19 protein-coding genes are annotated in these 25,065 nt (G+C 71.9%); 13 read left to right on the forward strand and 6 right to left on the reverse strand.

Translation table 11 applies throughout. The features are described from left to right. Nucleotides 1-2 precede the first annotated feature (2 nt). The 6 genes from ACH4XV_RS10880 to ACH4XV_RS10905 all read left to right on the forward strand — a co-directional run bounded on the left by ACH4XV_RS10880 (nt 3) and on the right by ACH4XV_RS10905 (nt 8,052). Nucleotides 3-671, forward strand: a complete 669-nt coding sequence (locus ACH4XV_RS10880; RefSeq protein WP_395788427.1) for a GNAT family N-acetyltransferase — start codon at nt 3-5, stop codon at nt 669-671. Next, a complete protein-coding gene (locus ACH4XV_RS10885; protein WP_395788429.1) occupies nt 668-2,140 on the forward strand; it encodes a lysine N(6)-hydroxylase/L-ornithine N(5)-oxygenase family protein in 1,473 nt (490 codons plus the stop codon). Before ACH4XV_RS10880 ends, ACH4XV_RS10885 begins: the two co-directional genes overlap by 4 nt. Next, nucleotides 2,064-3,929, forward strand: coding sequence for an IucA/IucC family protein (locus tag ACH4XV_RS10890; RefSeq protein WP_395788431.1), 1,866 nt, complete (start codon nt 2,064-2,066; stop codon nt 3,927-3,929). The genes ACH4XV_RS10885 and ACH4XV_RS10890 overlap by 77 nt, the downstream gene beginning before the upstream one ends. Before the next feature lie 87 nt (nt 3,930-4,016). Continuing rightward, on the forward strand, nt 4,017-4,874 hold the full coding sequence (locus ACH4XV_RS10895) for a carbon-nitrogen hydrolase family protein (protein WP_395788433.1): 858 nt from the start codon (nt 4,017-4,019) through the stop codon (nt 4,872-4,874). Between the two features lie 104 nt (nt 4,875-4,978). Further along, nucleotides 4,979-5,935, forward strand: a complete 957-nt coding sequence (locus ACH4XV_RS10900) for an SGNH/GDSL hydrolase family protein (protein ID WP_395788435.1) — start codon at nt 4,979-4,981, stop codon at nt 5,933-5,935. A gap of 83 nt (nt 5,936-6,018) precedes the next feature. Further along, nucleotides 6,019-8,052, forward strand: a complete 2,034-nt coding sequence (locus ACH4XV_RS10905; RefSeq protein ID WP_395788437.1) for an ATP-dependent DNA helicase — start codon at nt 6,019-6,021, stop codon at nt 8,050-8,052. Nucleotides 8,053-8,553: 501 nt separating this feature from the next. On the opposite strand, the gene lexA is transcribed toward ACH4XV_RS10905, so the two are convergent. Further along, entirely contained in the window at nt 8,554-9,345 is a 792-nt protein-coding gene (lexA, locus tag ACH4XV_RS10910; RefSeq protein ID WP_379995978.1) for a transcriptional repressor LexA, read from the reverse strand. Nucleotides 9,346-9,915: 570 nt separating this feature from the next. Between lexA and nrdR the strand changes: the two genes are divergently transcribed. Both nrdR and ACH4XV_RS10920 read left to right on the forward strand, forming a co-directional pair. Next, nucleotides 9,916-10,419 (forward strand): transcriptional regulator NrdR, encoded by a 504-nt coding sequence (nrdR, locus tag ACH4XV_RS10915; protein WP_395788439.1) that lies wholly within the window; start codon nt 9,916-9,918, stop codon nt 10,417-10,419. A 150-nt stretch (nt 10,420-10,569) separates the two neighbouring features. Then, nucleotides 10,570-13,422, forward strand: a complete 2,853-nt coding sequence (locus ACH4XV_RS10920; protein WP_395788441.1) for a vitamin B12-dependent ribonucleotide reductase — start codon at nt 10,570-10,572, stop codon at nt 13,420-13,422. A gap of 101 nt (nt 13,423-13,523) precedes the next feature. On the opposite strand, the gene def is transcribed toward ACH4XV_RS10920, so the two are convergent. The 3 genes from def to ACH4XV_RS10935 all read right to left on the reverse strand — a co-directional run bounded on the left by def (nt 13,524) and on the right by ACH4XV_RS10935 (nt 16,579). Continuing rightward, entirely contained in the window at nt 13,524-14,201 is a 678-nt protein-coding gene (gene def, locus ACH4XV_RS10925) for a peptide deformylase (RefSeq protein WP_379995984.1), read from the reverse strand. Between the two features lie 56 nt (nt 14,202-14,257). Then, on the reverse strand, nt 14,258-15,877 hold the full coding sequence (locus tag ACH4XV_RS10930) for a hypothetical protein (RefSeq protein WP_395788443.1): 1,620 nt from the start codon (nt 15,875-15,877) through the stop codon (nt 14,258-14,260). A 156-nt stretch (nt 15,878-16,033) separates the two neighbouring features. Further along, nucleotides 16,034-16,579 carry a hypothetical protein gene (locus ACH4XV_RS10935; RefSeq protein WP_126641575.1) on the reverse strand — a complete coding sequence of 182 codons (546 nt, stop codon included), beginning with the start codon at nt 16,577-16,579 and terminating at the stop codon, nt 16,034-16,036. A 289-nt stretch (nt 16,580-16,868) separates the two neighbouring features. On the opposite strand from ACH4XV_RS10935, the gene ACH4XV_RS10940 reads away from it, so the two are divergent. Further along, the gene (locus ACH4XV_RS10940) at nt 16,869-17,462 is read left to right on the forward strand and encodes a TIGR00730 family Rossman fold protein (protein ID WP_395788445.1); all 594 of its coding nucleotides are present in this window, start codon (nt 16,869-16,871) and stop codon (nt 17,460-17,462) included. 48 nt (nt 17,463-17,510) lie between these two features. On the opposite strand, the gene ACH4XV_RS10945 is transcribed toward ACH4XV_RS10940, so the two are convergent. Further along, entirely contained in the window at nt 17,511-19,127 is a 1,617-nt protein-coding gene (locus ACH4XV_RS10945) for a hypothetical protein (RefSeq protein WP_395788447.1), read from the reverse strand. Nucleotides 19,128-19,300: 173 nt separating this feature from the next. After that, nucleotides 19,301-20,695, reverse strand: coding sequence for an MFS transporter (locus ACH4XV_RS10950; protein ID WP_395788449.1), 1,395 nt, complete (start codon nt 20,693-20,695; stop codon nt 19,301-19,303). Between the two features lie 120 nt (nt 20,696-20,815). On the opposite strand from ACH4XV_RS10950, the gene ACH4XV_RS10955 reads away from it, so the two are divergent. The 4 genes from ACH4XV_RS10955 (at nt 20,816) to ACH4XV_RS10970 (ending at nt 24,973) form a co-directional block, all read left to right on the forward strand. Continuing rightward, on the forward strand, nt 20,816-21,340 hold the full coding sequence (locus ACH4XV_RS10955; RefSeq protein ID WP_395788451.1) for a winged helix-turn-helix transcriptional regulator: 525 nt from the start codon (nt 20,816-20,818) through the stop codon (nt 21,338-21,340). Between the two features lie 164 nt (nt 21,341-21,504). Then, entirely contained in the window at nt 21,505-22,995 is a 1,491-nt protein-coding gene (locus ACH4XV_RS10960; protein ID WP_395788453.1) for a hypothetical protein, read from the forward strand. A 300-nt stretch (nt 22,996-23,295) separates the two neighbouring features. Continuing rightward, entirely contained in the window at nt 23,296-23,976 is a 681-nt protein-coding gene (locus ACH4XV_RS10965) for a ribonuclease HII (RefSeq protein WP_395788692.1), read from the forward strand. Nucleotides 23,977-24,067: 91 nt separating this feature from the next. Then, a complete protein-coding gene (locus ACH4XV_RS10970; RefSeq protein ID WP_395788455.1) occupies nt 24,068-24,973 on the forward strand; it encodes a DUF2510 domain-containing protein in 906 nt (301 codons plus the stop codon). Nucleotides 24,974-25,065 lie beyond the last annotated feature (92 nt).

Below are 25,065 nucleotides of genomic sequence, written 5' to 3' on the forward strand. Positions count from 1 at the left end.
GTATGAGCCCGTCATTCCTCTCGTCCCCCGAGATCCCGCTCGCCGAGGCCGAGACGCTGCGCCTGACCACCCGCCGGCCGCGCACGGGGCCGACCGGCCCGCTCACCGAGGCGGCCCGCTGGGGTGCGCTGACCCTGCCGGTCGGCCGGTTCTCGCTGCACGAGGTGAACCCCAAGCGTGATCTGCCGCTTTTGCACACGTGGATGAACGACCCGGTGACCGCCCGCTGGTGGGAGCTGGCCGGCGACGAGGAGGTGGTGCGCCGACACCTGGCCGGCCGGGCCGTGCGCGGCCACAGCAGCGCCTACCTGGGCTGCCTCGACGACGAGCCGGTCAGCTACTGGGAGTTGTACCGCGCCGACCTGGACGATCTGGCCCGGCACTACCCCGCGCGCCCGCACGACGTGGGCATCCACCTGCTGATCGGGCCCGCCGGCGCGCGCGGGCGCGGGGTCGGCTCGCTGCTGCTGCGCGCGGTCACCGAACTGGTGCTGCGCGCCGCGCCCGACACGATGCGCGTGGTGGCCGAGCCGGACGTGCGCAACGAGGCGTCGGTGCGCGCCTTCGAGCGGGCAGGCTTTGGGCGCCTGGGCGATGTGCGCCTGCCGGACAAGACCGCCGCGATGATGGTGCGCCCGCGCACCGCGCGGGAATCGGGTGCCCGGCCGTGACCGATCTCCTGCCCGCGCCGCGCCGGGCGGCCGACCCCGGCGCGGTGGTGCACGACCTGGTGGGCATCGGCATCGGGCCGTTCAACCTGGCGCTGGCCGCGCTGGCCGACCGGGTCGAGCCGCTGCGCACGCTGTTCCTGGACCGCGCGCCCACGTTCAGCTGGCATCCGGGGCTGCTCCTGGACGGCACCACCCTCCAGGTGCCCTTCCTGGCCGACCTGGTCACCCTGGTCGACCCGACCAACCCGTGGTCGTTCCTGGCCTATCTGCGCGCGCACGACCGGCTGTTCCCGTTCTACTTCGCCGAACGCCTGCACGTGCCCCGGCGCGAATACGACCACTACTGCCGCTGGGTCGCCGAGGCGTTGCCCGCCTGCCGCTTCGGCAGCGAGGTGGTCTCCGTCGCCTGGGAGGGCGACCTGTACCGGATCGACTTTCGCGACGTGGCCGGCGGCGAGCACCACCGGGTGCACGCGCGACACGTGGTGCTGGGCATCGGCACCGAACCGGTGGTGCCCGAGCCGTTCGCGCACCTGCTCGGGGACAGCGTGCTGCACGCGGCCGACTACCTCGACCACCGCGCCGATCTCACCGACGCCGAGGACGTCACGGTGCTCGGCTCGGGCCAGTCCGGCGCGGAGGTGTTCCTGGACCTGCTGCGCCGGCGCACCGGCCCCAGCCGGCGGCTGACCTGGCTGACCCGGTCGCCCGCGTTCGCCCCGATGGAATACTCCAAACTCGGCCTGGAGCACTTCACGCCCGACTACACGCGCTATTTCCACGGCCTGCCCGAGCCGGTGCGCGACCGACTGCTGCCCGAGCAGTGGCAGTTGTACAAGGCGATCAGCGCGGACACCATCGCCGCGATCCACGACGAGTTGTACGAGCGCGGCATCGCCGGCGGCCGGGTGCGCGCCACGCTGATGCCCGATGTGACGGTCACCGCCGCGCGGATCACCGGCGACGGGGTGGAACTGGGCTGCCGGCACGGCGAGCAGGACCGCGCGTTCACCGTCCGCACCGATCGGGTCGTGCTGGCCACCGGCTACGCCCAGCGGCACCCCGCGATGCTCGACCCGCTGTGGGACCTGATCACCCGCGACACCGCCGGGCGCCCGCTGATCGACCTGGACCACCGGGTCACCCTGCCCGCGCACATCACCGGCGGCCTGTACACGCAAAACGCCGAGTTGCACACGCACGGCGTGGGCACACCCGATCTGGGCCTGGGCGCGCACCGGGCCGCGACCATCCTCAACTCCGTGTGCGGCAGCGCGGTCTACCGACTGCCGATCCGCACCGCGTTCACCACGTTCGGCCTGGCCGCGGGCGACACCGAGCCCGCCCGCCGACCGCACCGACGGAGCGCGACCGACCCCGCAGAGGTATGCCATGTCGCAGTCGAACCCGGAAGCGGAGCCCATCGAGGCCGAACTGCCGCACCAGGGCGCCCGACACGCAGCGCCTGAGCCCGCCTCCCGGGTGCCCGCCGCGCGCCACGGCGCGCCCTCCACGGATACGGAGCTGTGGCGGCGGGTCAACCGGGACATGATCGCCAAGGCGATCGCCGAGTTCGCCTATGAGGACCTGCTCGCCCCCGTCGCCGACGGCGATGCCTACACCGTCGAGGTGTCCGGCGACGTGCACTACCGCTTCCGTGCCCGGCGCGGCGCCTACGACGCGTGGCACGTGGACCCGGCGTCGGTGGTGCGCGAGTGGGAGGGCGGCGCCGATCCGGCCGAGGACATGCTCCAGTTCCTGCTCGACGCGCACACCGTGATCGGCCTCGCCGGCGACACCGCAGGGCACCTGGTGCGCGAGTTGACCGCGACGCTGGCCGCCGACGCGGCGATCGCGGCGAGCGCGCCGGCCGCGGCCGCGCTGGCCGACCTGGGCTACGCCGAACTGGAGGGCCACCAGACCGGTCATCCGTGGATCGTGCCGAACAAGGGCCGCGTCGGCTTCTCGGCGAGCGACGCGCGCGCCTACGCGCCCGAGGCGCGGCGCCCGATGCGGCTGCCGTGGATCGCGGTGCACCGGGACTTGGCACAGTGGCGGGCGGTGCCGGGCCTGGCCGAACAGCGGCTCTACGACGAGGAACTGGACCCGGCGACCAGTGAGCGCTTCCACCGTGCACTGGCCGCGCGGGTGTCGGCGCCGGAGGAGTTCCGGTGGCTTCCGGTGCACCCGTGGCAGTGGGACGAGGCGATCGCGACGCTGTTCTCGCCGGAGTTGGCCGCCGGGCGGATCGTGCCGCTGGGCGAGGCCGAGGACCGGCACCTGGCCCAGCAGTCGGTCCGTACCTTCCTCAACGTGGACCGCCCCACCCGCCGCACCGTCAAACTGCCGCTGTCGGTGCTCAACACGCTGGTGTGGCGCGGCCTGCCCAGCGAGCGCACCCTCGCCGCGCCCGCGGTCACCGCGTGGGTGCACGGCCTGCGCGACGCGGACCCGTTCCTGCGCGACGAATGCCGGGTGATCATGCTCGGCGAGACCGCGTCGATCACCGTGCGCCATCCGGTCCTCGAGGAACTGCCCGGCGTGCCCTACCAGTACCGCGAACTGCTCGGCGCGATCTGGCGCGAACCGCTGGCCCCGCACCTCGACCCCGGCGAGCGCGCCCGCACCCTCGCCTCGCTGCTGCACGTGGACCCGGCCGGGCGGCCGTTCGTCGTCGAACTGATCGAACGCTCCGGCCTGGCCCCCCGGGTGTGGCTGCGCCGGCTCTTCCACGCGCTGCTGCCGCCGCTGCTGCACTGCCTGTACCGCTACGGCCTGGTGTTCTCGCCGCACGGGGAGAACACGATCGTGGTCTTCGACGAGCACGACGTCCCGGTCCGGTTGGCGATCAAGGACTTCGTCGACGACGTCAACATCAGCGACCGGCCGCTGCCGGAGTTGGCCGCGCTGCCCGCCGACGTGGACGCGGTCCTGCTCCGGGAGAAGCCCGACTACCTGTGCCAGTTCATCCACGCCGCGCTCCTGGTCGGCCACCACCGCTACCTCGCCGATCTCGCGGTCGCCCACCTGGGCATCCCCCAGGAGGGATTTTGGGCGCTGGTGCGCGAGGAGGTGCTGGAACACCAGGCGGCGTTTCCCGAACTGGGGGACCGCTTCGAGCTGTTCGACCTGCTCACGCCCCGGATCGACCGGCTGTGCCTGAACCGCAATCGGCTGCTCCTGGACGGCTACCGGGACCGCCCCACCCGCCCGCACGTGGGCGCGCACGGGACCGTGCCGAACGCGCTGTGCATGTGAGGCACACCCCGATCCGACCCGGGCTCACGAACAACCTGTCCGGTTTGCCGATGGTGTGATCCCCATCACGATGCCAGAATGCGGCGGGTGACCGACGTCGCCGAAAACGCGAGGCAACCCCTGAGGGTCGCCGCCGCACAGGCCCAGGCGCAGCCGGGCGACATCCCCGCGAATGTCGCCACGGCCGCGCAACTCGTGCGCTTCGGTTCCTCGGCCGGCGCCGATGTCGTGGTGTTGCCGGAGCTGTTCCTGTCGGGCTACGACCTCGACCTGTTCCGACCCGACGTGAAACCGTGCGACATCGTGCCCGGCGACACCCGGCTCGGCGAGTTGCAGGCCGCCTGCTACGCCACCCGCACGGTCGCCGTGGTCGGCGCCGCGGTGCGCCGGGCGGGCGGGCGCACCATCTCGCTGCTGGTGATCGGCCGCGACGGGGACGCGCACGTGGCCTACGACCGCCAACACCTGTGGCGCGAGGAACGCGAACTGTTCCGCCCCGGCGACCACGGCTGCACGATCGAGATCGCCGGCTGGCGGCTGGGCCTGGGCAGCGCCTACGACGTGAGCTTTCCCGAACACGCGCGCGCGGCCGTGCACGACGGTTGCGACGCGTACCTGTGCCCGGGGGTGTACACGCGCGGCGACGGCGAACACCGGCGCGACCTCTACTTCGCCGCCCGCGCCCTGGAGAACACCTGCTACACGGTGGTGGCCAACCACATCGGCGACACCGGCCTGGGCCCCGCCTGCGGACGCAGCGGGGTGTACGGGCCGGACGGGCGCGTGGTGATCGAGGCCGACGAGGAGCGGGTGGACGTGGTCGCGGCCACCTTCCAGGACATCGAGATCGACGCCGCCCGCGAGTGCCTGACCATGCTGGAGGACCTGCCCTCGCGGGCGCGCGCGGCGGCGGGCGCGCGCCGCGAGACGATCAAGCTCGACTGAGCCGGCACCGAGGCCGGCATTCGGGCGCGGAAAACCGTAGTCTCGCCGGAACGCCGATACCTACCGACGGGTAATGGGCGGGCAACGACGAGAGGGGAGCGCTCGTGCGCACAACTCGCAGGGCGATCGCGGGCCTGGCCGCACTGACGGCGCTCGGCGCGCTGTCCGCCTGCTCGGACGACTCCGGCGATGCCAAGGCATCCGCCGCCGCGAAGAGCGGCGCCCCCGCGGGTACGCAGGCCGCCCCCGCACCGGCCGGCGCACTGCCCGCCGCCGCCAGTGGCGCCACCTACGTCGCGCTCGGCGACTCGTACGCGGCCGGCGTGAAGATACCGGTGATCGTGCCCACCGCGCCGCCCGGCTGCAGCCGCTCGGAGAGCAACTACGCGCACCTGGTGGCCAAGCAGAAGAACATCGCCGGCTTCGTCGACGTCACCTGCGGGGGAGCCAGGACCCCGGACCTGACGGTCGGCCAGCAGACCCAGGGCACCCCGCCGCCGCAGTTCGACGCGCTGCGCCCGGACACCGCGCTGGTCACCCTGGGCGTCGGGGGCAACGACATCGGCTTCTCCGAGATCGTCACGATGTGCGTGCTGCAAAGCCGCAGCACCACCTCGACCCAGCCGTGCACCGACAAGTACGCCCCGGGCGGCAACGACGAGTTGACCAAGCGGATCGCCGACACCGGGCCCAAGCTGGCCGCCGCCATCACCGGCATCAAGGAACGCTCGCCCAAGGCCCGGATCCTGGTCGTCGGCTACCCCACGATCCTGCCGGAGAGCGGCCCCGGCTGCCCCACCCAGGTGCCCGTCGCCGACGGCGACCTGCCGTACCTGCGCAAGGTGGTGCCCGCGCTCAACGACATGATCGCCAAGGAGGCGGCCAAGCAGGGCGCGGAATACGTCGACACCTACACCGGCTCGGCCGGCCACGACGTGTGCAAGCCGGTCGGCACCAAGTGGGTCGAGGGCGTCAAGCCGGAGTCGCCCGCCGGCCCCGTGCACCCCAACGCGCTCGGCCAGGAGGCCATGGCCAAGGCGGTGCTGGCCAAGCTCGGCTGAGCCGGTAGACCTTCGGGGAGGAGTCGGACGAAGCGGGCCGCGCGGTCGGGGATGTCGGTCGGAGCATCTAGGCTTGTCGCCCGATGAGCGACTCCGACCGTCCTGCGCTGACCGAACTCCTGCACGCCGCCGTCGCCGCCGTCGGCGGATCGGAGCGACCCGGACAAGTATCGATGGCCGAGGCCGTCGCCGGCGCGGTCGCCCGCGCCGAACACCTGCTGGTCCAGGCCGGCACCGGCACCGGCAAATCGTTGGCCTACCTGGTGCCCGCGCTTGCCGCGCACCGCAAGGTCGTGGTGGCCACCGCGACCCTCGCGCTCCAGCGCCAACTCGTCGAGCGCGACCTGCCGCGCACCGTCGAGGCGCTGCGCCCGCAACTGCGTCGCTCGCCGACCTTCGCCACGCTCAAGGGGCGCGGCAACTACCTGTGCCTGCACCGGCTGCACGACGGGCCGCCCGACGAGGGCGAGGTGCTGTTCGACCCGGCGCCCACGAGCAAACTCGGGCAGGACGTGGTCCGGGTGCGCGAGTGGGCCGACGAGACCGACACCGGCGACCGCGACGACCTGAGCCCGGGGGTCAACGACCGGGCCTGGGCCCAGGTGTCGGTGTCCTCGCGCGAGTGCCTGGGCGCCTCGCGCTGCCCGTACGGCGACGACTGCTTCGCCGAGGCCGCGCGCGAGCGGGCCAAGCAGGCCGACATCGTGGTGACCAACCACGCGCTGCTCGCCATCGACGCGTTGGAGGACGCGCCGGTGTTGCCCGAGCACGAGCTGCTGATCGTCGACGAGGCGCACGAGTTCGCGAGCCGGGCCACGGGCGTGGCCACCGCCGAGCTGAGCCTGAGCGCGGTCGACCGGGCCGCGCGGCGCGCCGGCAAGCTGGCCAACGAGGGCGCGGTGGACAACCTGAACGCCGCCTCGGAGGCGTTCCGCAAGACGCTGGACGGGCGCGAGCCCGGCCGGTTGCGCGAGGTGGATCCGGACCTGGGCTGGACGGTGACCGCACTGCGCGACGCGAGCCGGGGCGTGATCACCTCGCTCGGCGAGGTCCGGGACAAGTCGCTGAGCAACGAGGACGCGGCCCGCCGCCAGGCGCTGGCCGGCGTCGAGCACATCCACGACACCTGCGAGCGCATCCTGCGGGAGTCGCCGCACGACGTGATCTGGATGGAGCGCAACGAGCGCACCGGCGCGTCGCTGCGGGTGGCCCCGATCGCGGTGGCCGGGCTGCTGCGCGAGGCGCTGTTCGGCGACCGCACCGTGGTGCTCACCTCGGCCACGCTCATGCTCGGCGGCAACTTCCGCGGCGTGGCGAGCAGCCTGGGGCTGAGCCCCGAGGGCATGTTGACCGACGCGCCCGATCCGGTGCCCACGGAGGTCGCGGTGCGGCCGGGCGACGACGAGGAGGCGGCGGGGGAGGACGATGCGGACGGCGACGCCGACCTGGCGCCGTGGCGCTGCATGGACGTGGGTTCGCCGTTCGACTATCCCAAGCAGGGCATCCTCTACGTCGCGCGGCACCTGTCGCCGCCGGGCCGCGACGGGATGAACGCCGGGACGCTGGACGAGTTGGCCGAGCTGATCGAGGCCGCGGGCGGCCGGGCGCTGGGCCTGTTCTCCTCGCGGCGCGGCGCCGAGGCGGCCACGGAGGCGCTGCGCGAGCGACTCGACGTGCCGATCCTGTGCCAGGGCGACGACTCGCTGGCCGAGCTGTTGCGGCGGTTCGCGGCCGAGCCGCGCACGTGCCTGTTCGGCACGCTGTCGCTGTGGCAGGGGGTGGATGTACCCGGGCCGTCCTGCCAACTGGTGATCATGGACCGGATCCCGTTCCCGCGTCCCGACGACCCGCTGATGAGCGCACGGGCGCAGTCGGTCCAGGAAAGCGGCGGCAACGGCTTCATGGCGGTCTCGGCCACCCACGCGGCGCTGTTGATGGCCCAGGGGGCCGGCCGGCTGATCCGGTCGATGAACGACCGGGGGGTGGTGGCGGTGCTGGACCCGCGGCTGGCCACCGCGCGGTATGGCGGCTTCTTCAGGGCTTCGATGCCCCCCCTGTGGTACACGGAGGACCGCAATCAGGTCCGCCGGTCATTGGCCGCGATCGACAAGGACTGATCGTCGGGGATTCGGCGCCGGCCCGCGAGGCGTTGGGCCGCGAAGCGGGCGGGCGGCGTCGCGGGCGAGTGAAGCCCGGGGCGGAGTCTTGTTCGCGGCGTTGCTTCTTTGTGGGCGCTTCGCGCCGGCTCGCGAGGGGCCGCTTTTCTGCTCCCCCGCTTCGCTCCTCCGCAGAAAAGCGGCCCCTCGCTCGGGCCGGGTGTCCCTCCGCTTCGCTCCGGGCCACCCGGCCCGAGTTCTGCGGCTCCGCCGCTCTCCGCGCTGCGCGCGTCGATCCCGCGGGCGGCCCGAGTCGTGGGCGCCGACGCGCCTGGGGTGGGGGCGTGGGCCGGTTCGGTGGGGCGGGCCGTGTCGTTTCGATTGGCGAGGGGGTGCTGCGTCGTGTGGGTGAGCACGGGGCATCGCGGCGGCGGGGGCGCCTCGGACGCGGGACGGGCGGTCGTTCGGCGTGAAGTTGCCGGACGACCGCCCGTGGGCGGTATATGGGGGTCCCCGGTCATCTCAGACTCGGCGCATGACGGCGACCACACGGCCCAGGATGGTGGCCTCGTCGCCCGGGATGGGCTCGTAGGCCGGGTTGTGCGGCATCAGCCAGCGGTGGCCGTCCCGGTGCCGCAGACGCTTGACGGTGGCCTCGCCGTCGAGCATCGCCGCGACGATGTCGCCGTTCTCGGCGACCGGCTGGCGGCGGACCGCGACGTAGTCGCCGTCCATGATCGCGGCCTCGATCATCGAGTCACCGCTGACCTTGAGCAGGAATACGTCACCGTCGCCCACCAACTGGCGCGGCAGCGGGAAGACGTCCTCGACGGACTGCTCGGCCAGGATCGGACCGCCGGCCGCGATCCGGCCGACCACCGGGACGTAGGACGCGGCCTGCGAGCCGCGCTCGGCGTGCGGCCCGGCCGGCGCGAGCGGACGCCCGCCGTCGGGCGAACGCACCTCGTAGGCGCGCGGCCGATGCGGATCACGGCGCAAATAGCCCTTGCGTTCGAGCGCCATCAGCTGGTGCGCGACGGAGGACGTGCTGGACAGTCCGACCGCCTCGCCGATCTCGCGCATGCTCGGCGGATATCCGCGCGACTCGACGGAGGTCCGGATCACTTCGAGGACGCGCGTCTGGCGCGGCGTCAGCCCCCCCGCCGGACGCCGCGTCGCACCGCCTTGGACCTGCGCGTTCTCGGTGCCCGGGGCGGGCGCCGGCGGCGGCACGGTGGCGCTGTGCGGGTGTTTCGCGGGGAGGGTTTCGGTGCGGATTCCGGGGTGGATGGCTCCGGTGGCTTCTCCGGTCACGGCTGGCCCTTTCGACGGATTGCTCGCACGTGGAGAACGGTAGTCGGGTTCGAAAGGTTGCGCCAAACACACGTTCGAGTGAATTTAGGCCAATCCGGTGGCGATCATTCGGTTCCCGCTGTAGTAATCGTACATACATTCGAATTCCGTTCGGGAATTGCCCGCGGAAACGATGCCCGAAATGTCGCATGCGCCGCTCGTGTGCCGCGACACGCGGCCGGTCGGGTTAATTTCGCCGACTTCTCGGGCGGTGACCTGCGGGGATGACGAGAGGTCACCACGGGCTCTCCGAGTGTCTGCGAGTCGGCTTGCAGCGCCCCGGGTCGCGGTCTACCGTAGCCACTACATCTTGTGGTCGAGGGCGTTGCAGAAGCCCACAAGTTGTGGTTGCCGTATATACTATGTTCCCGGAGCATTCCCGGACCGCACCGGACGGGCCCCCAGGCGTGGGCCCTCGGGGCGAGGGCGCGGCAACCCGCGGCACCACCAGGGCACGTTTCGCCGCTCCGCGCGCGACGCGCACGAGCACCACGCAGGACCTGTGTCTGAACGAGGGGGAGAGGGAACGGCATGCACTGCCCCTTCTGTCGGCGAGCGGACAGCCGCGTCGTGGACAGCCGGACCACCGACGACGGGGCCGCCATCCGGCGCCGTCGCTCGTGCCCCGACTGCGGACGGCGCTTCACCACGATCGAGACCGCCTCGCTCACGGTGATCAAGCGCAGCGGCGTCACCGAGCCGTTCAGCCGGGACAAGGTCATCGCCGGTGTGCGCAAGGCGTGCCAGGGCCGCCCGGTCACCGGTGACGCGCTGGCCCTGCTCGGCCAGCGGGTCGAGGAGGCGGTGCGGGCCACCGGGTGCGCCGAGTTGACCACCCACGACGTGGGCCTGACCATACTGGGCCCGCTCCGTGAGCTCGACGAGGTCGCCTACCTGCGGTTCGCGTCCGTGTACCGGGCCTTCGAGTCCCTGGAGGACTTCGAGGCCGAGGTCGCGCTGCTGCGCGCCGGTCGCGCGGAGTCGAGCGGGCCCGAGGTGTCCGCGAACGCGGCGGACGCTCCCGCCGCGGACTGAGCGCGGGTCATCCACGCGCGGGTCATTCACATTTTCATTCGGTAGTACACGTCGGTAGCACAGGAACGACGGACCACCCGACCGGTCATCCGGGTCCTCCCATCGGGATGCCCCGGCCTGCCCACGGCGTTGTTCAAAAGAGGAGACGGCATGACAGAGACGACGAGCGGCTCAGCACGCGGTGCCGGTCGGTCACGACCCGGCAAGGGCCTGCGGATCGAGCGCGTCTACACGACCCCCGGCGTCCACCCGTACGACGAGGTGGTCTGGGAGCGTCGTGACGTCGTCATGACCAACTGGCGCGACGGCTCGATCAACTTCGAACAGCGCGGCGTCGAGTTCCCCGACTCCTGGTCGGTGAACGCGGTCAACATCGTCACGAGCAAGTACTTCCGCGGTGCGGTGGGCACGCCGCAGCGCGAGTGGAGCCTGAAGCAGCTGATCGACCGGGTCGTGAAGACCTACCGCAAGTCGGGCGAGGAGAACGGCTACTTCGCCGGCCCCGCCGACGCGGAGATCTTCGAGCACGAGTTGGCGTACGCCCTCCTGCACCAGATCTTCAGCTTCAACTCGCCGGTCTGGTTCAACGTCGGCACCGCGCAGAAGCAGCAGGTCAGCGCGTGCTTCATCCTGTCCGTCGACGACTCGATGGACTCGATCCTGGACTGGTACAAGGAAGAGGGCCTGATCTTCAAGGGCGGCTCGGGCGCCGGCCTGAACCTGTCCCGGATCCGCTCCAGCAAGGAACTGCTCACCTCGGGCGGCAACGCCTCGGGTCCGGTCTCCTTCATGCGCGGCGCCGACGCCTCCGCCGGAACGATCAAGTCGGGCGGCGCCACCCGCCGCGCGGCCAAGATGGTCGTGCTCGACGTCGACCACCCCGACATCGAGGACTTCATCGACACCAAGGTCAAGGAGGAGGAGAAGATCCGCGCGCTGCGCGACGCGGGCTTCGACATGGACCTCGGTGGCGCCGACATCGCGTCGGTGCAGTACCAGAACGCGAACAACTCGGTCCGGGTCTCGGACGAGTTCATGAACGCGGTCGAGCAGGGCGGGGAGTTCGGGCTGCGCGCCCGGCTCACCGGCGACGTGCTGGAGACGGTCGACGCCAAGTCGCTGTTCCGGCGCATGGCCGAGGCCGCGTGGGCCTGCGCCGACCCCGGCATCCAGTACGACGACGAGATCAACAAGTGGCACACGTGCCCCGAGTCGGGTCGGATCACCGCGTCCAACCCGTGCTCGGAGTACATGCACCTGGACAACTCGTCCTGCAACCTCGCCTCGCTGAACCTGATGAAGTTCCTGCGCGAGGACGACACCTTCGACGCGGTCAACTTCGCCAAGGTCGTCGAGCTGGTCATCACCGCGATGGACATCTCGATCTGCTTCGCCGACTTCCCGACCGAGAAGATCGGCGAGACCACCCGCGCGTTCCGCCAGCTGGGCATCGGCTACGCCAACCTCGGCGCGCTGCTGATGGCCACCGGCCACGCGTACGACAGCGACGGCGGCCGGGCGCTGGCCGGCGCTATCACCTCGCTGATGACCGGCACCGCGTACAAGCGCTCCGCCGAGCTGGCCGCCATCGTCGGCGCGTACGAGGGCTACGCCCGCAACGCCGAGCCGCACAAGCGGGTGATGCGCCAGCACGCCGACGCCAACGACGCCGGCAAGCGTATGGACGACCTGGACACCCCCGTGTGGGACCTGGCCACCAAGGCGTGGAAGGACGTCGTGAGGCTCGGCGACAAGCACGGCTTCCGCAACGCGCAGGCCTCGGTGCTGGCCCCCACCGGCACGATCGGCCTGATGATGGACTGCGACACCACCGGTGTCGAGCCCGACCTCGCGCTGGTGAAGTTCAAGAAGCTGGTCGGCGGCGGCTCGATGCAGATCGTCAACGGCACGGTCGCCCGGGCGCTGACCCGGCTCGGCTACCAGCCGGAGCAGGTCGAGGCGATCGTCGAGCACATCGCCGAGCACGGCCACGTGGTGGACGCTCCCGGCCTGAAGACCGAGCACTACGAGGTCTTCGACTGCGCGATGGGCGAGCGCACCATCTCGCCGATGGGCCACGTGCGGATGATGGCGGCGATCCAGCCGTGGATCTCCGGCGCGATCTCCAAGACGGTCAACATGTCCGAGGACGCCACCGTCGAGGAGATCGAGGAGATCTACTTCCAGGGCTGGAAGCTGGGCATCAAGGCGCTGGCGATCTACCGCGACAACTGCAAGGTCGGCCAGCCGCTCTCGGCCGGCAAGGGCGAGAACAAGGGCAAGGCCGACGACGGCAAGTCGACCGCGACCACCGTGGTGGAGAAGGTCGTCGAGTACCGCCCGGTCCGCAAGCGCCTGCCCAAGGGTCGGCCCGGCATCACCACCTCCTTCTCGGTGGGCGGCGCCGAGGGCTACATGACCGCCAACTCCTACCCGGACGACGGCCTCGGCGAGGTCTTCCTGAAGATGTCCAAGCAGGGCTCGACCCTCGCGGGCATGATGGACGCCTTCTCGATCGCGGTCTCGGTGGGCCTGCAGTACGGCGTGCCGCTGGAGACCTACGTCTCCAAGTTCACCAACATGCGGTTCGAGCCGGCCGGTCTGACCGACGACCCGGACGTGCGGATGGCCCAGTCGATCGTCGACTACATCTTCCGCCGCTTGGCGCTCGATCACCTGCCGTTCGAGACCCGCTCGGCGCTCGGCATCCACTCGGCCGCGGAGCGCACCCGGCACCTGGAGACCGGCTCCTACGAGCCGGACGAGCCGGCCGCCGCGGAGGACATGCGCACCCTCGCGCAGTCCGCGCCGACCGATGCCGCGCCCAAGGCCCCGGACCTGAAGCCGGTGCCGGCCGCGGTGCACTCCTCCACCGAGCTGCTGGAGGCCCGCCAAGGCCGCAGCGCGGACGCCCCGCTGTGCTTCTCCTGCGGGATCAAGATGCGCCCGGCGGGCAGCTGCTACGTCTGCGAGGGCTGCGGCTCGACCAGCGGGTGCAGCTGACCGCGAGAGCGGTGCGTGCCTCGGGATGAGGTGAACGCCTGAAAGGGGCGGGGAACCGGTACCGGTTCCCCGCCCCTTTCGGTGTTGCGCGCCTTCGGGCGTCAGCCCGCGAGTTGCTTGGCCTTCGCCTCGCGCTTGGCGAACACCTCGTCGCGCATCGACTCCATCTCCTTGAGCACGTTCTTGCGCTCGCGCTTGGAGAGCCGGTCGATGTACAGGTAGCCGTTGAGGTGGTCGGTCTCGTGCTGGAGGCAGCGGGCGAAGTAGCCCTCGCCCTCGATCACCAGCGGGTTGCCGTCCTTGTCCACCCCCCGCGCGATGGCGCGGTCGGGGCGGGCCAGGTCCTCGTGCGGGCCCGGGACGGACAGGCAGCCCTCGCCCGCCTCCTCCAGGTGCCGCTCGGTCGCGGGCAGTTCGTCCAGGACCGGGTTGAGGATGTGGCCGACGTGCCGGTGGCCGTCCTCGTCCACGCAGTCGTAGACGAACAGCCGGATGCCGACGTCGACCTGGTTCGCGGCCAGGCCCACGCCGTCGGCGACGTACATGGTCAGGAACATGTCGTCGATCAGCGTGTTCAGCTCGTCGGTGCCGAACTCGGTGATCTCGGCGCAGGGCCGGTGCAGGACTTCCTCGCCGACCACGGTGACGCGCAGGACCTTGCCGCGCGCGGCCTCGGGCGCCATGGCGGGGTACGAGTCCACCGGGCGGCCCATCACAAAGATCCGGCCCTTTTCGTGATCGTGGTGATCGTGGCTGGAGTGGTCGTGGTGCTCGGCCATCGGTCTGCTTTACCTTTCCACCAGGGCATGAACCCGAATTACCCTACCCGCCCCGGTCAGGGCAGGACGGCCGACGCCTTGGCCGTGATGGTGACCTCGCCGGGTTCGGTGACGGTCACCTCGGTCCAGCCGTCCTTGGTTTCGCCGATGCTCGTATTGGGCTTGTTCGCGACGAACCAGCTGGTCCGGTGGATTCGTATGGTGAAGGTGCCGGCCTGCTGGGCGAGCAGGGTGAAGCCGCTCGGGGTGATGTCGACCAGCTGCCCGGGGCCGTCCAGGAGCGGAACCGGGTCGGCCACCTCCCAGATCACCCAGTGCGGGTCGGACCACACCGGCACCAGCCAGTCGGCGCCGGCGCGCAGGATCTCCGCCTCGCGCTTGGCCGACGGGTCCAGCGGGACGTCGGGCAGGGCGATGAAGCGCACCCCGGTCTCGCGCACCCACGCGTGGTACTGCGCCTCGTCCAGGCCGGGGCCGTACAGCACCGAGTTGTGCGCGCGGTCGAGCTGGCGCTCCCAGCCGCGGGCGAGCGGCATGTGCTCCGCGACGTAGACGGTCTCCCAGTGGCCGCGGGTGAACGGGATCTCGATCCGGCCCACCGGCAGATTGGCCCGCTCCAGGAAGTCGAGCATCCCGGTGTAGTAGGCGGAGTTCTTGCCGGTGCTGTCCTGGTTGTTGAAGGCGACGGCCTTGCCGGCGGAGGAGAACTGCCAGGCGAGCAGCGGTACGGCGAGCAGGACCACCAGGCGACGGCGACCCAGCGAGAGCAGCACCACGGCCATCAGCGGGCCGGCGCACAACTCGCCGAGCCGGGCCACGTTGCCGCCCACGGCGCTGGGGATCAGGTACAGCACGGTGGAGGAGAGCGCGTACAACCACAGGAAGCGGCGCGCGCTGACCTCGGTGCGCGGCACCAGGGCCAGGCCCACGCCCGCGAAGCCCAGGATCGCGGCGAACCGCCACAGCGGGAAGGCGAAGTCGCCGCCGCCGGGGAAGACCAGCGACATCACCAGGCCGAGCACGGCCGGGGACAGGCTGAACCGGGTCGCCCACACCCGCTCGGAGGGCACCCACGCCAGCGCGATCATCAACAGGAACGCCGCGGCCAGCGGGCTGGCCAGGCCGCAGAAGCAGGCCGCCACCGCCGCCCACGCCCGATGCCCGGTCCGGGCCGCCAGGATCGCCATCAGGCCGGTGGCCACGCCGAGCACGAACGGGGTGCGGCCGATCAGGTATTCGATGCTGACGATGACCGCGAACCAGCAGCTGCCGACCCGGCGGGCCAGGTCACCGCGCCCCAGGCGCAACCGGGAGAACGCCCACGCGGCGGCGACGCAGGAGATCGCGGTGAGCAGGCGCGTGCCGATGCCGCCGGCCAGGACCGGGGTGATCACGCTGTAGCCGGGCAGCAGGTGCCCGCCGTACCACTGGTTGTTCCACAACACCGCGCCGTGGTCGCGCACCAGCCAGGCACGGAAGATCTGGGCCGGCCAGTCGGCGCCGTTGATGCCGAGCACGGTCAGCAGGCCGACCAGGGCCAGAGTGATCACGTACGGGTGCTCGGTGATCCCGATCAGCACCGTGCGCGCGTGTCGGCGCCACGTACGGCGGGCGGTGCCGCCCGCGCCCGATGTGGGCTCCCCCAGGGGTATGCGGCCGTCCAGAGCATGTGTCATGACGGCCCCAGTTTTTCACGCCGGGGCCGATGGGGTGCAGGTGGGCATTGAGGTAGGACGCCGGATTGTCCGATGTATGACGGGCCATGGCGCAATGTCCATCGAGGAATCACCGGTGTGTCGCGAAAAAATCCTTCGTTCGGATGAATCGGTGGTTCAGACCACGGGGCCATTCGGGGGGGCGGCGGGGTCATCCTCAGGGGGTGGTTCGGGCGGGTTGGGCAGCCCCGCGCGGGCGCGCAGGTCGCGCGGGTCGCGGGGACCCTCGATGCGGCGGATCACGGACAGCGCGGCGGTGTGGAACGCCTCCAGGAACGCCTGCGCGGTGGACGCCGGCCATTCGGCGCGCTGGACCGCGTGCATGTTGTGGTCGGTGTCGCACCAGCACGCCACCTCGACGGTGGCGGTGACGCTGACGAACGGCCCGTCCAGCTGCCAGACGTCCAGACCCAGTTCCAGCCAGTCCCCGTCGGCCTCGTACAGGAGCAGCGCGGTGCCCAGGATGTGCGGCGACGGCTCGGGCTCGGGTTCCGGGCTCAGCGGGTCGGGCTCGTTCCAGAACCAGCGCGCGGGGTCGTCGAGGGAGCGGCGCAGATCGAGCGCTCTCGCGGCGGCGACCAGGCGTTCACGGCCATGGTCGTCCAGATCGGGAAACAGCCGCTCGAACGGGATGTCCGAGGCAGGGCGCTCGGTGGCGGGCACGCGGGCATTCTGCCGTGGCGAGGGGTCTTCCCGTCAACGTCGGGTTCGGTGACAGCCACCGACGATGGCCGAATTTGCCCTTCTATGCCGGGACTGTGCCGCCGCCATGGCGGGTGAGAGGCGATTCATCGACTCGATGCGCCACCGATTCGGCACCGACTCGATGAGGCTCGACCACGCCGCCCCGGACGGGACCGCCGTCCGCGGGCGTGACCGGATTGGGCAGAATTTGATCGGCGTATTTTTCTGCGCACACCACCACGGTGGTCTTCGACGAGGGGAGCCCGTCATGCGGGTAGCGGTGTTCGCGGGGTCGGCGTCGGGCGTCTCGCCCCGGTTCCGGGAGGCGGCGACCGAACTCGGCCGCGGGCTCGCGGAGGCGGGTGTCGGGATCGTCTACGGCGGCGGACACGTGGGTCTGATGGGCGCGGTCGCCGACGCCTGCCTGGCGGCGGGCGGCGAGGTGATCGGCGTGATGCCGCGCTCGCTGGTGGATCGCGAGATCGCCCACCGCGGCCTGACCGATCTTCAGGTCACCGAGACCATGCACGAGCGCAAGGCGGCGATGGCGGCCCAGGCGGACGCCTTCGTCGCGCTGCCCGGCGGTGCGGGCACGCTGGAGGAGTTGTTCGAGGTCTGGACCTGGCAGCACCTGGCCATCCACACCAAGCCGGTCGCGGTCCTGGAGGTGGACGGCTTCTGGGGTCCGCTGCTCGACGCGCTGGACACGATGACCGCCAACGGCTTCCTCAAGCCGGATCTGCGCTCGACGCTGCTGGTCGCGCGGAGTGCCGCGAGCCTGTTGGCCGAGGTCAAGGCGTGGCAGCCCCGGGCGCCCAAGTGGGCCGGCGGTCTGGACCCGGACGCGCCGCCGGCGCCGTGAGCGGGCCGGGGGCGGGTCGCGGACCCGCCCCCGCTCACCCGGCGCGGATCAGGGTTTGTTGCCCTTGAAGAGTTTGGCGTCGCGCGCGGACACCGTGACCGGTCCGGGGCGGTCGACGGTGATCTCGCTCCACTCGTCTTTGGTCGCCCTGATTACGATCTCGGGCCGGTCGGCGGTCACCCAGAAGGTCGGGTGGATCTTCACCACGAACGTGCCCGCGGAGTGTGCGTTGAAGGAGAACCGGCTGGGCGTCAGCTCGGTCAGCTCGCCCGGCCCCTCGACGATCGGGCTCGGGTTCTCGACCTCCCAGATCTGCCAGCGCCCGTCCTTTTCCGTGTAGACCGGCTTGAGCCACGGGATGCCCTTGCGGATCAGGTCGGCCTCGGGGACCGCCGACGGATCGATCGGGATGTCGGGCAGGGCCACGAAGCGCACGCCCGTGTCGTCGATCCAGTCGCGGTACTCCTCGACGGTCAGGTCCTTCTGGTAGAGCACCGCGTTGTAGTTGCGGTCCAGCTGGCGCTCCCAGCCGCGTGCCAGCGGCATCTTCTCGGCGACGAAGACCGACTCCCAGTGCCCACGCGTGAACGGGATCTCCACCCGGCCCAGTGGGTGGGTGTTGTTCTTTTGGAGGTAGTCGAGCATGCCCGCGTAGTACTGCGGCTTCTCGCCCGGCGAGTCCTTGATGTCGTGCGTGATGGCCAGCGCGGCGGACTGGAACTGCCAGACCAGCAGCGGCAGGGTCAGCAGCACCACCAGCCGGCGCCGGCCGGCCGAGAGCAGGACCACCGCCATCAGCGGCCCGGACGTCAGCTCGCCCAGCCGGGCCAGGTTGCCGCCGAGCGAGGTCGGCACGAAGAAGAAGATCACCGCGGTGGCGGCGTACAACCACAGGAAGCGCCGGGCGCTCTTCAGCTCCTTGGGCAGTATCGCCAGGCCGACCGCGGCGAAGGCCAGGATCGGCAGGAACCGCCACCACGGGAACGGGAACATGCCCTCGTTCGGGAACGCGAGCGCGGCGACCAGGCCGAGCGCGGCCGGGGCGAAGCACAGCCGGGTCGGCCAGACCCGCTCCCGGGGTACCCACGCGAGCGCGACCAGCATCAGGAACGCGCCGGACAGCGGGCTGGACAGGCCGCACAGCAGCGCGGCGAAGCCGGCCCACAGCGGGTGCCGGCGGCGGGCGGCCAGTATCGCGAGCATGCCCGCCGCGACGCCGAGCGCGAACGGGGTGCGGCCGATCAGGTAGTCGACGCTGCACATCACCGCGAACCAGCAGCTGCCCACCTGGCGGGCGAAGTCGTTGGCGCCGACCCGGAGCTTGTCCCAGGCCCACGCCGAGGTGACGCAGGACAGCGCGGTGAGGGTGGCGGTGCCGATCTTGGAGGCGATCACCGGCGCGAGGATGCTGTAGCCCGGGAGCAGGTGGCCGCCGTACCACTGGTTGTTCCACAGGTAGGTGCCGTGGTCGCGGATCAGCCAGGTGCGGAAGTATTGCGCCGGCCAGTCGGGGCCGTTCACCCCGGTGACGATGATCAGGCCGATCAGACCCGCGGTTATCAGGTACGGACGCTCGATGATCGCGTTGGCGAGTGCCCGGAAACGACGGCGACCCGCCGGCGCTGCGGGTCGATCCGTCGTCGGTGTCTGCACATCGCTCGTCACATGACCCGAGTTTTCCAGACGCGCGGCTCCGCGTCGCCGGCGGGTGTCCGATATGAGCAGTTTTGTGGGTTTATTCGCTTTGATGCCGAGGGTATTCCCGCAGGTTGCGCCGAGGTGCCGCCTGCCGCCGCGCGGCCGGTGCGGGGCCGCCCGATCCAGGTCCGCTGCTCGGTCTACGCCCGCTGCTCGGCGCGCCGGAGGCCGAGTACGACGAGGGCGCCGAGCAGGGACGCGCCGGCCGCCATCAGGATGGCCAGGTCCATGCCGCCCGCGTCGACGAGGGCGACCACGAGCGCGGCGCCGATCGAGGCGCCGGTGTAGCGGGCGGTGCTGTTGGCGCCGGAGCCCATGCTCGCGCGGTCGGCGGGCACGCTCTCCACCCCGAGGCGGGCCAGCGCGGTGTTGACGAGGCCGACCCCGAAGCCGCCGACCAGCAGGCCGGGTACGGCCCGGAGCCAGGAGTCGGCGGGGCCGATCCCGTACAGGCCCAGGAAGCCGACGGCGGAGACGAGCAGGCCCGCGGCGAAGCGGTGGGCGGCGTCGGGCAGCACGTGTACCCGGCCGACGACGAAGGAGGTGATCGCGGCCATGGCCGACCACAGACCGAGCAGGAGCGCGGAGTCCAGGGCGCTCAGGCCGAGGGTGCCCTGGAACACGGTGGCCAGGTAGGCGGCGATGGCGATCACCGCGATGCCGGCGATCAGCGCGCCGAACGTGGCGGCCAGGAACGCGGGCCGGGCGAACATGCGCAGGTCCAGCATCGGTGCCCGGCCGCGCAGCGCGGTCGCGGCATAGCCGGCCAGCAGGAGTACGGCGGCCACGAGCAGTGCGTCGACCACCGGGCGCGACCACCCCTGGCGGCCCTCGATCAACGCGGCGGTGAGCGCGATCAGGCCCGGGCCCAGGGTGAGCGTGCCCCACACGTCCGGCCGGCGCGGGTGCTCGGCGCGCGACTCGGGCATGCTGCGGGCGACGGCGGCCAGGCCGAGTGCGGCCAGGGCGGTGAACCAGTAGGGCGCGGACCGGTGCAGTTGCATCAAGGCGGCGCCGGTCGGCGGTCCGAGCACCATGCCCACGCCGATCGAGGAGCCGTAGGCGGCCATCGCCCGCCCGCGTGCGGGGCCCCGGTGGTTGTGCGCGAGCAGGCCGAGCCCGGCGGACATGATCGCTGCGCCGGCGACGCCCTGGAGGGCGCGGCCGACCACGTACAGCGGCAGTGACGGGGCCAGTGCGGTGAGCGCGGAGGACAGCGCCAGGCCGAGCGCGCCCGCGGTGAACACCCGGCGTCGGCCGAGGTCGTCGGCGAGGCTGCCGGTGATCAGCAGGGCGGCGGACAGGCCCAGGCCGATGGCGCTGAGGATCCAGGCCGGGCCGCTCGGACCGGCGTGCAGGTCGCGGACGGTGTCCGGAACGATCGCCATCGGCATCGTGTAGGTGGCCAGGAGCAGCAGCGTGCCCAGCGCCACCACCGGCACGGTGCGGTCGGCGCCGGTTCTGTCGAGGGTGGACTCGGGCATGGCAGGCGCTGCGGGTGTCGTGCGCGTGGCGGTGGATGTGGCGACGGACATGGTTGTGCTCCCCGGATTGCGACTCCTGGCGCGTAGGTTCGATGAATGAACCGACGGTGCCCGAGCAACGTAGCATCCATTGGTTCGATGAATGAACCGACCCGGGGTTAAAGTGCTCGCATGGCTTTGGGCAAGGACTACGGACAGCAGGACTGCGCGCTCGCCCGCACGCTGGAACTCGTCGGCGAGCGCTGGACGCTGTTGATCGTCCGGGACGCCTTCTACGGCGTGCGGCGCTACAGCGACTTCCTCGGGCACCTCGACATCCCGCGCGCGGTGCTCTCCGGTCGGTTGCAGACGCTGGTCGACGCGGGCGTGCTGGATCGGCGCCGCTATCAGGAGTCTCCGCCGCGCGACGAGTACGTGCTCACCGAGCGTGGCATCGACCTGTGGCCGATCATCCGGGCGATGGCCCGCTGGGGCGAGCAGCACGTGCAGAACGGGGTGCCCTGCCGGATCTTCCGGCACGAGAGCTGCGGCGGGGTGGTCGACCCGCACGGGCTCTGCGCGGCGTGCGGGGCGACGGTCGCGCCGCACGAGACCGAGGTGGCGCCGGGGCCGGGGGCGAACCTGCTGCGCCGGGACGATCCGGTCACCCGGGCGATGCGGCAGCCGCATCGGCTGCTGGAGCCGCTGCTGCCCTGAGGGGGTTGTCGGCCGGGCGGCGGGCGCACGGCGAGCCCTCTGTGGGCCTTCGGCGTGCGCCCGGCCGCCGGTCGATGCGCACGGATGCCCGCGGATCCGGCGCGGGTCGTGGGCCAGGCTCTAGGGTCGTCCTCGAACGGGTGAATATTCCTCGAGGGGGACCGATGGGCGCACGGACGGGCCTACGCGCACTCGCCGGGGTACTGCTCCTCGGCGTGCTCTACGTCGTTCTCGCGCTGCCGCTCCTGGTCGTGGCCTTCGCCACGGGCGCGATCGTCGACCACGGGCGGTTCTTCACCTCGGGCGCGGCGGTGTTGTGGGGCCTGGGCGTGGTCGCGGTGGTCGCACTGCTGCTCGAACTCGCCGGCCCGCGCCGGCTGCCGTCCGGACTCGCCGTCGACGCGTTGGCGCAGCCGGTGTTGTGGGAGCTGGTCGAGGACGTGGCCGCCGACCTGAGGGTGCCGGTCCCGGACGGGATCGTGCTGACCGGCGGCGCGGGGTGCGAACTGCGGGTGGTGCGTCGGCCCGGGACGCTGCTGCACCGACACCTGGTTCTCGGCGGCACGCTGCCCTACGTGATGACCGGCCGCCGGCTGCGGGTGGTGATCGCGCACGCGCTGGGCCACTCCCGCCGCCGCCGACCCCCGCTGGCGGACCGCATCGCCTGCCACGGCGTGGACGCGGTGGTCGGGCTGGCCGACGCGTTCGCCGGACGGGGCGCGTCGGCCCGGATCGCGGCCGGCTACGCGGCGCTGTACCGGCGGGTGTGCGCGCCCGTGGTGGGCTTCGAGGAACGGGCCGCCGATCGCGCCGCCGCGCGCGCGTACGGCACCGAGGCGGTCGTGGACGCGCTGACCGAGCTGGCTCTCGTGCGGGCGGACTGGCGGCGGTTCCGGGACGAACTCCTGGTGCCGGGGATGGCGGCGGGGTGCGTACCGCGCGACCCGATCGCCGGCTTCCGGGCTTTTCGGGCGGAGCGGGACGAGGCCGGGAGCGAGCCGGAGCCGGCCCTGGTGGACCGGATCGAACGGCTGCGCGCGCGACCGACGGACGGGCGGGGCGCACCCGCCGGTACGGACCTGGTGGGTGGCGCGTCGGCCGAACCGAGGTTGTTGGCGCATGTGCACCCGTACCTGTTGGCCACCGACGACGACGGGCACCTCGGGCGGCGCGGGTTCGCGCCGCTGGAGGGTCTGGTGAAGTTGTCCGACGAGGCGTTCCTGGGGCACCTGCTCGGCTTCGGGTCGGCCCGTCGGGCGGCGGCGCTCGGGATGTCCGCGCGGCGGGCGGGCGTGGAGTATCCGGTCACCCTCGGCGGGGTGCTCGGCCTGCTCGTGGAGGGGCGGGGCGACGAACTGATCGCCCGGCACGGCGAGGGCACCGCCGAGGCGCTGGCGGCCCTGCTGGAGTGCGCGTGGGTCGAGTCGGGGCGGGGCCGGATGCGGCCGAATTGGGCCGGCACGGGCACCGTCACCGATCACGACGGCGTCGACCTGGACCTGACCGGGGCGGCCGAGGCCGCGTTGGCGGACGCGGCCGGGGCGCGGGCGCTGCGCGACCGGTTGCGGGCGGCGGGCGTGTCGACCTACTTCGAGCCCAAGCCGCCGCTTTCGATCGCCGACGGCGAGCGCGAGACGGTGGTCGGCCGCCGCTGACGGGTGACCTACGGTGGAGGCGTGAAGCAGCCCAGCGCCGAACCGACGAACACCCCGGCGGACACCGCGGCAACGGCCCCGGAGCCGAGCACCGACACCACGCCGCGCACCCGGGCGCGCAGCGCCCCGAGGGCAACGACGGGCACAAAAGCCGCTGCCGGGACGGTCGCCGGCAAGAAGGTTGCTGCCAAGAAGGTCGTCGCCAAAAAGGTGGCCGGCAAGAAGGTCGCGGGCAAGACGATCACCGCCAAGAAGGCCGCCGGCAAGAAGGTCGTCGGGCCGCGTAAGGGCGGCGGGCGGATCGCGGCGCCGACCTACGACGTCGAGCGGGAGCTGATCGCTCGCGGCGCACGTGTGGTGGCGGGCGTGGATGAGGTCGGGCGTGGGGCATGGGCCGGGCCGGTGTTGGTCGCTGCGGCGATCACCGACCTGTCCGTACCGCCCGCCGGGCTCACCGACTCGAAGTTGCTCACCGCGCGGCGTCGCGAGGAGGTGGCCGCCGCGGTCGATCCGTGGGTGCGGGCCTACGCGTTCGGTGCGGCCGAGCCGGAGGAGATCGACACGCTCGGCATGACCGCCGCGCTGCGGCTGGCCGCGGTGCGCGCGTTGTCGGCGCTGCCGATCCGCCCCGACACGATCGTGCTGGACGGCAAGCACGACTTCCTCGGCGCGCCGTGGGCCGTGCGCTGCGTGATCAAGGGCGATCAGTCGTGCGTCAGCGTCGCGGCGGCCTCGGTGCTCGCGAAGGTGCATCGCGACGCGATGATGGCGGGGCTCGGCGAGAAGTACCCCGAGTACGGCTTCGCGGGCAACGCCGGCTATCCGGCGCCGGTGCACCGCGCCGCGTTGGCCGAATTCGGCCCCACCCCCCACCACCGGATGTCGTGGGCGTACTGGGACGACCTGCCCGCGTGGCGGCATCTGAGGCGACCCCGCCCGGAGCCGGCCGTCGACGGTCAACTCGGCCTCGACCTGGGCTGATCGCGCCCGCTCGCGGTGTCCGCGTTTCCGAACGGTCACGTTTGTCGGGTGGTGCTCGTGTCGCGCCGGGGCCGGTTGTACCGTCACGCGGGTGACTGCCTCGATTCCTCCCGGCTGGTACGAAGACCCGTCGGCTCCCGGCTCCGAGCGATGGTGGGACGGAGCGCAGTGGACCGCCTCGACCCGGGCTCGCGCGCAGGGCGAGATTCCGCCGCCGCCGAGCAGTGCCCCGCCCGGTCCGCCGCACGCCGGCTACCCCCAGGGGGGATACCCCGGCGGCTATCAGCCGATCGGGCCGCCCCCCGGCGCCGCCCGACCCGGTCGCGGCAAGGCGATCGGACTGGGCGTGCTGGCGCTGGTCGTGGTGGGCGGACTGATCGCCGCGCTGATCGTGCTCCTGGGCGGGGACGACGACGGCGGCACGACGGTGGCCACGGACGGCACGATCACCGACCCCACCACCGGGTTGACCGTGCCCAGGTTCAAGGACTGGATCGTCCCCGACCCCGATTCCCCGGCGGACCAGGCGGTGGAGGGTCCCTGCCCGAGCAGGTCGGCGTCGCGCAGCGGCGGATCCGACGTCGAGACGCGGTTCCAGGCGGAGCGCAAGTGCTACGTGGCGGGAGTGACGCTGACCGCCCGCAAGGCCGACTCCATGGCCGAGCTGGTCGCCGCTCTGAAGAAGGACGTGAGCGGCGGCGACAAGGGCAAGGTCAAGTTGGAGAGCCTGGAACTGGACAAGGCGATCACGGTGGACGGCCACCCGGGCTACGTCCTGCGCGGCCGGGTCTCGGGCAAGCCCGAGGACCTGGGTACGAACGCGGACTCCGCCTGGGCGCAGGCGGTGGTGATCGACGAGAAGAACGAGCGCGGCAGATACCCGTGTGTGCTGCTCAAGTTGGCGATCACCGCCGGAGCCCCGGACAAGGCGACGCTCGACACCGTCCTGAAGGGCATCCGGGTCGGCAAGCCGCAGCCCTCGGCGAGCACGTCCTGATCGTGTGTCATATCTGATGACTCGTCACCAGCGGTACGGTTACGACCGATCGGTCGCGCCGTACCCCGCACCGGTCGCGAGCGCGTACGGTG

This window comes from Embleya sp. NPDC020630 (genome assembly GCF_044334985.1).
In the GTDB taxonomy this organism is placed as follows: Bacteria; Actinomycetota; Actinomycetes; order Streptomycetales; family Streptomycetaceae; genus Embleya.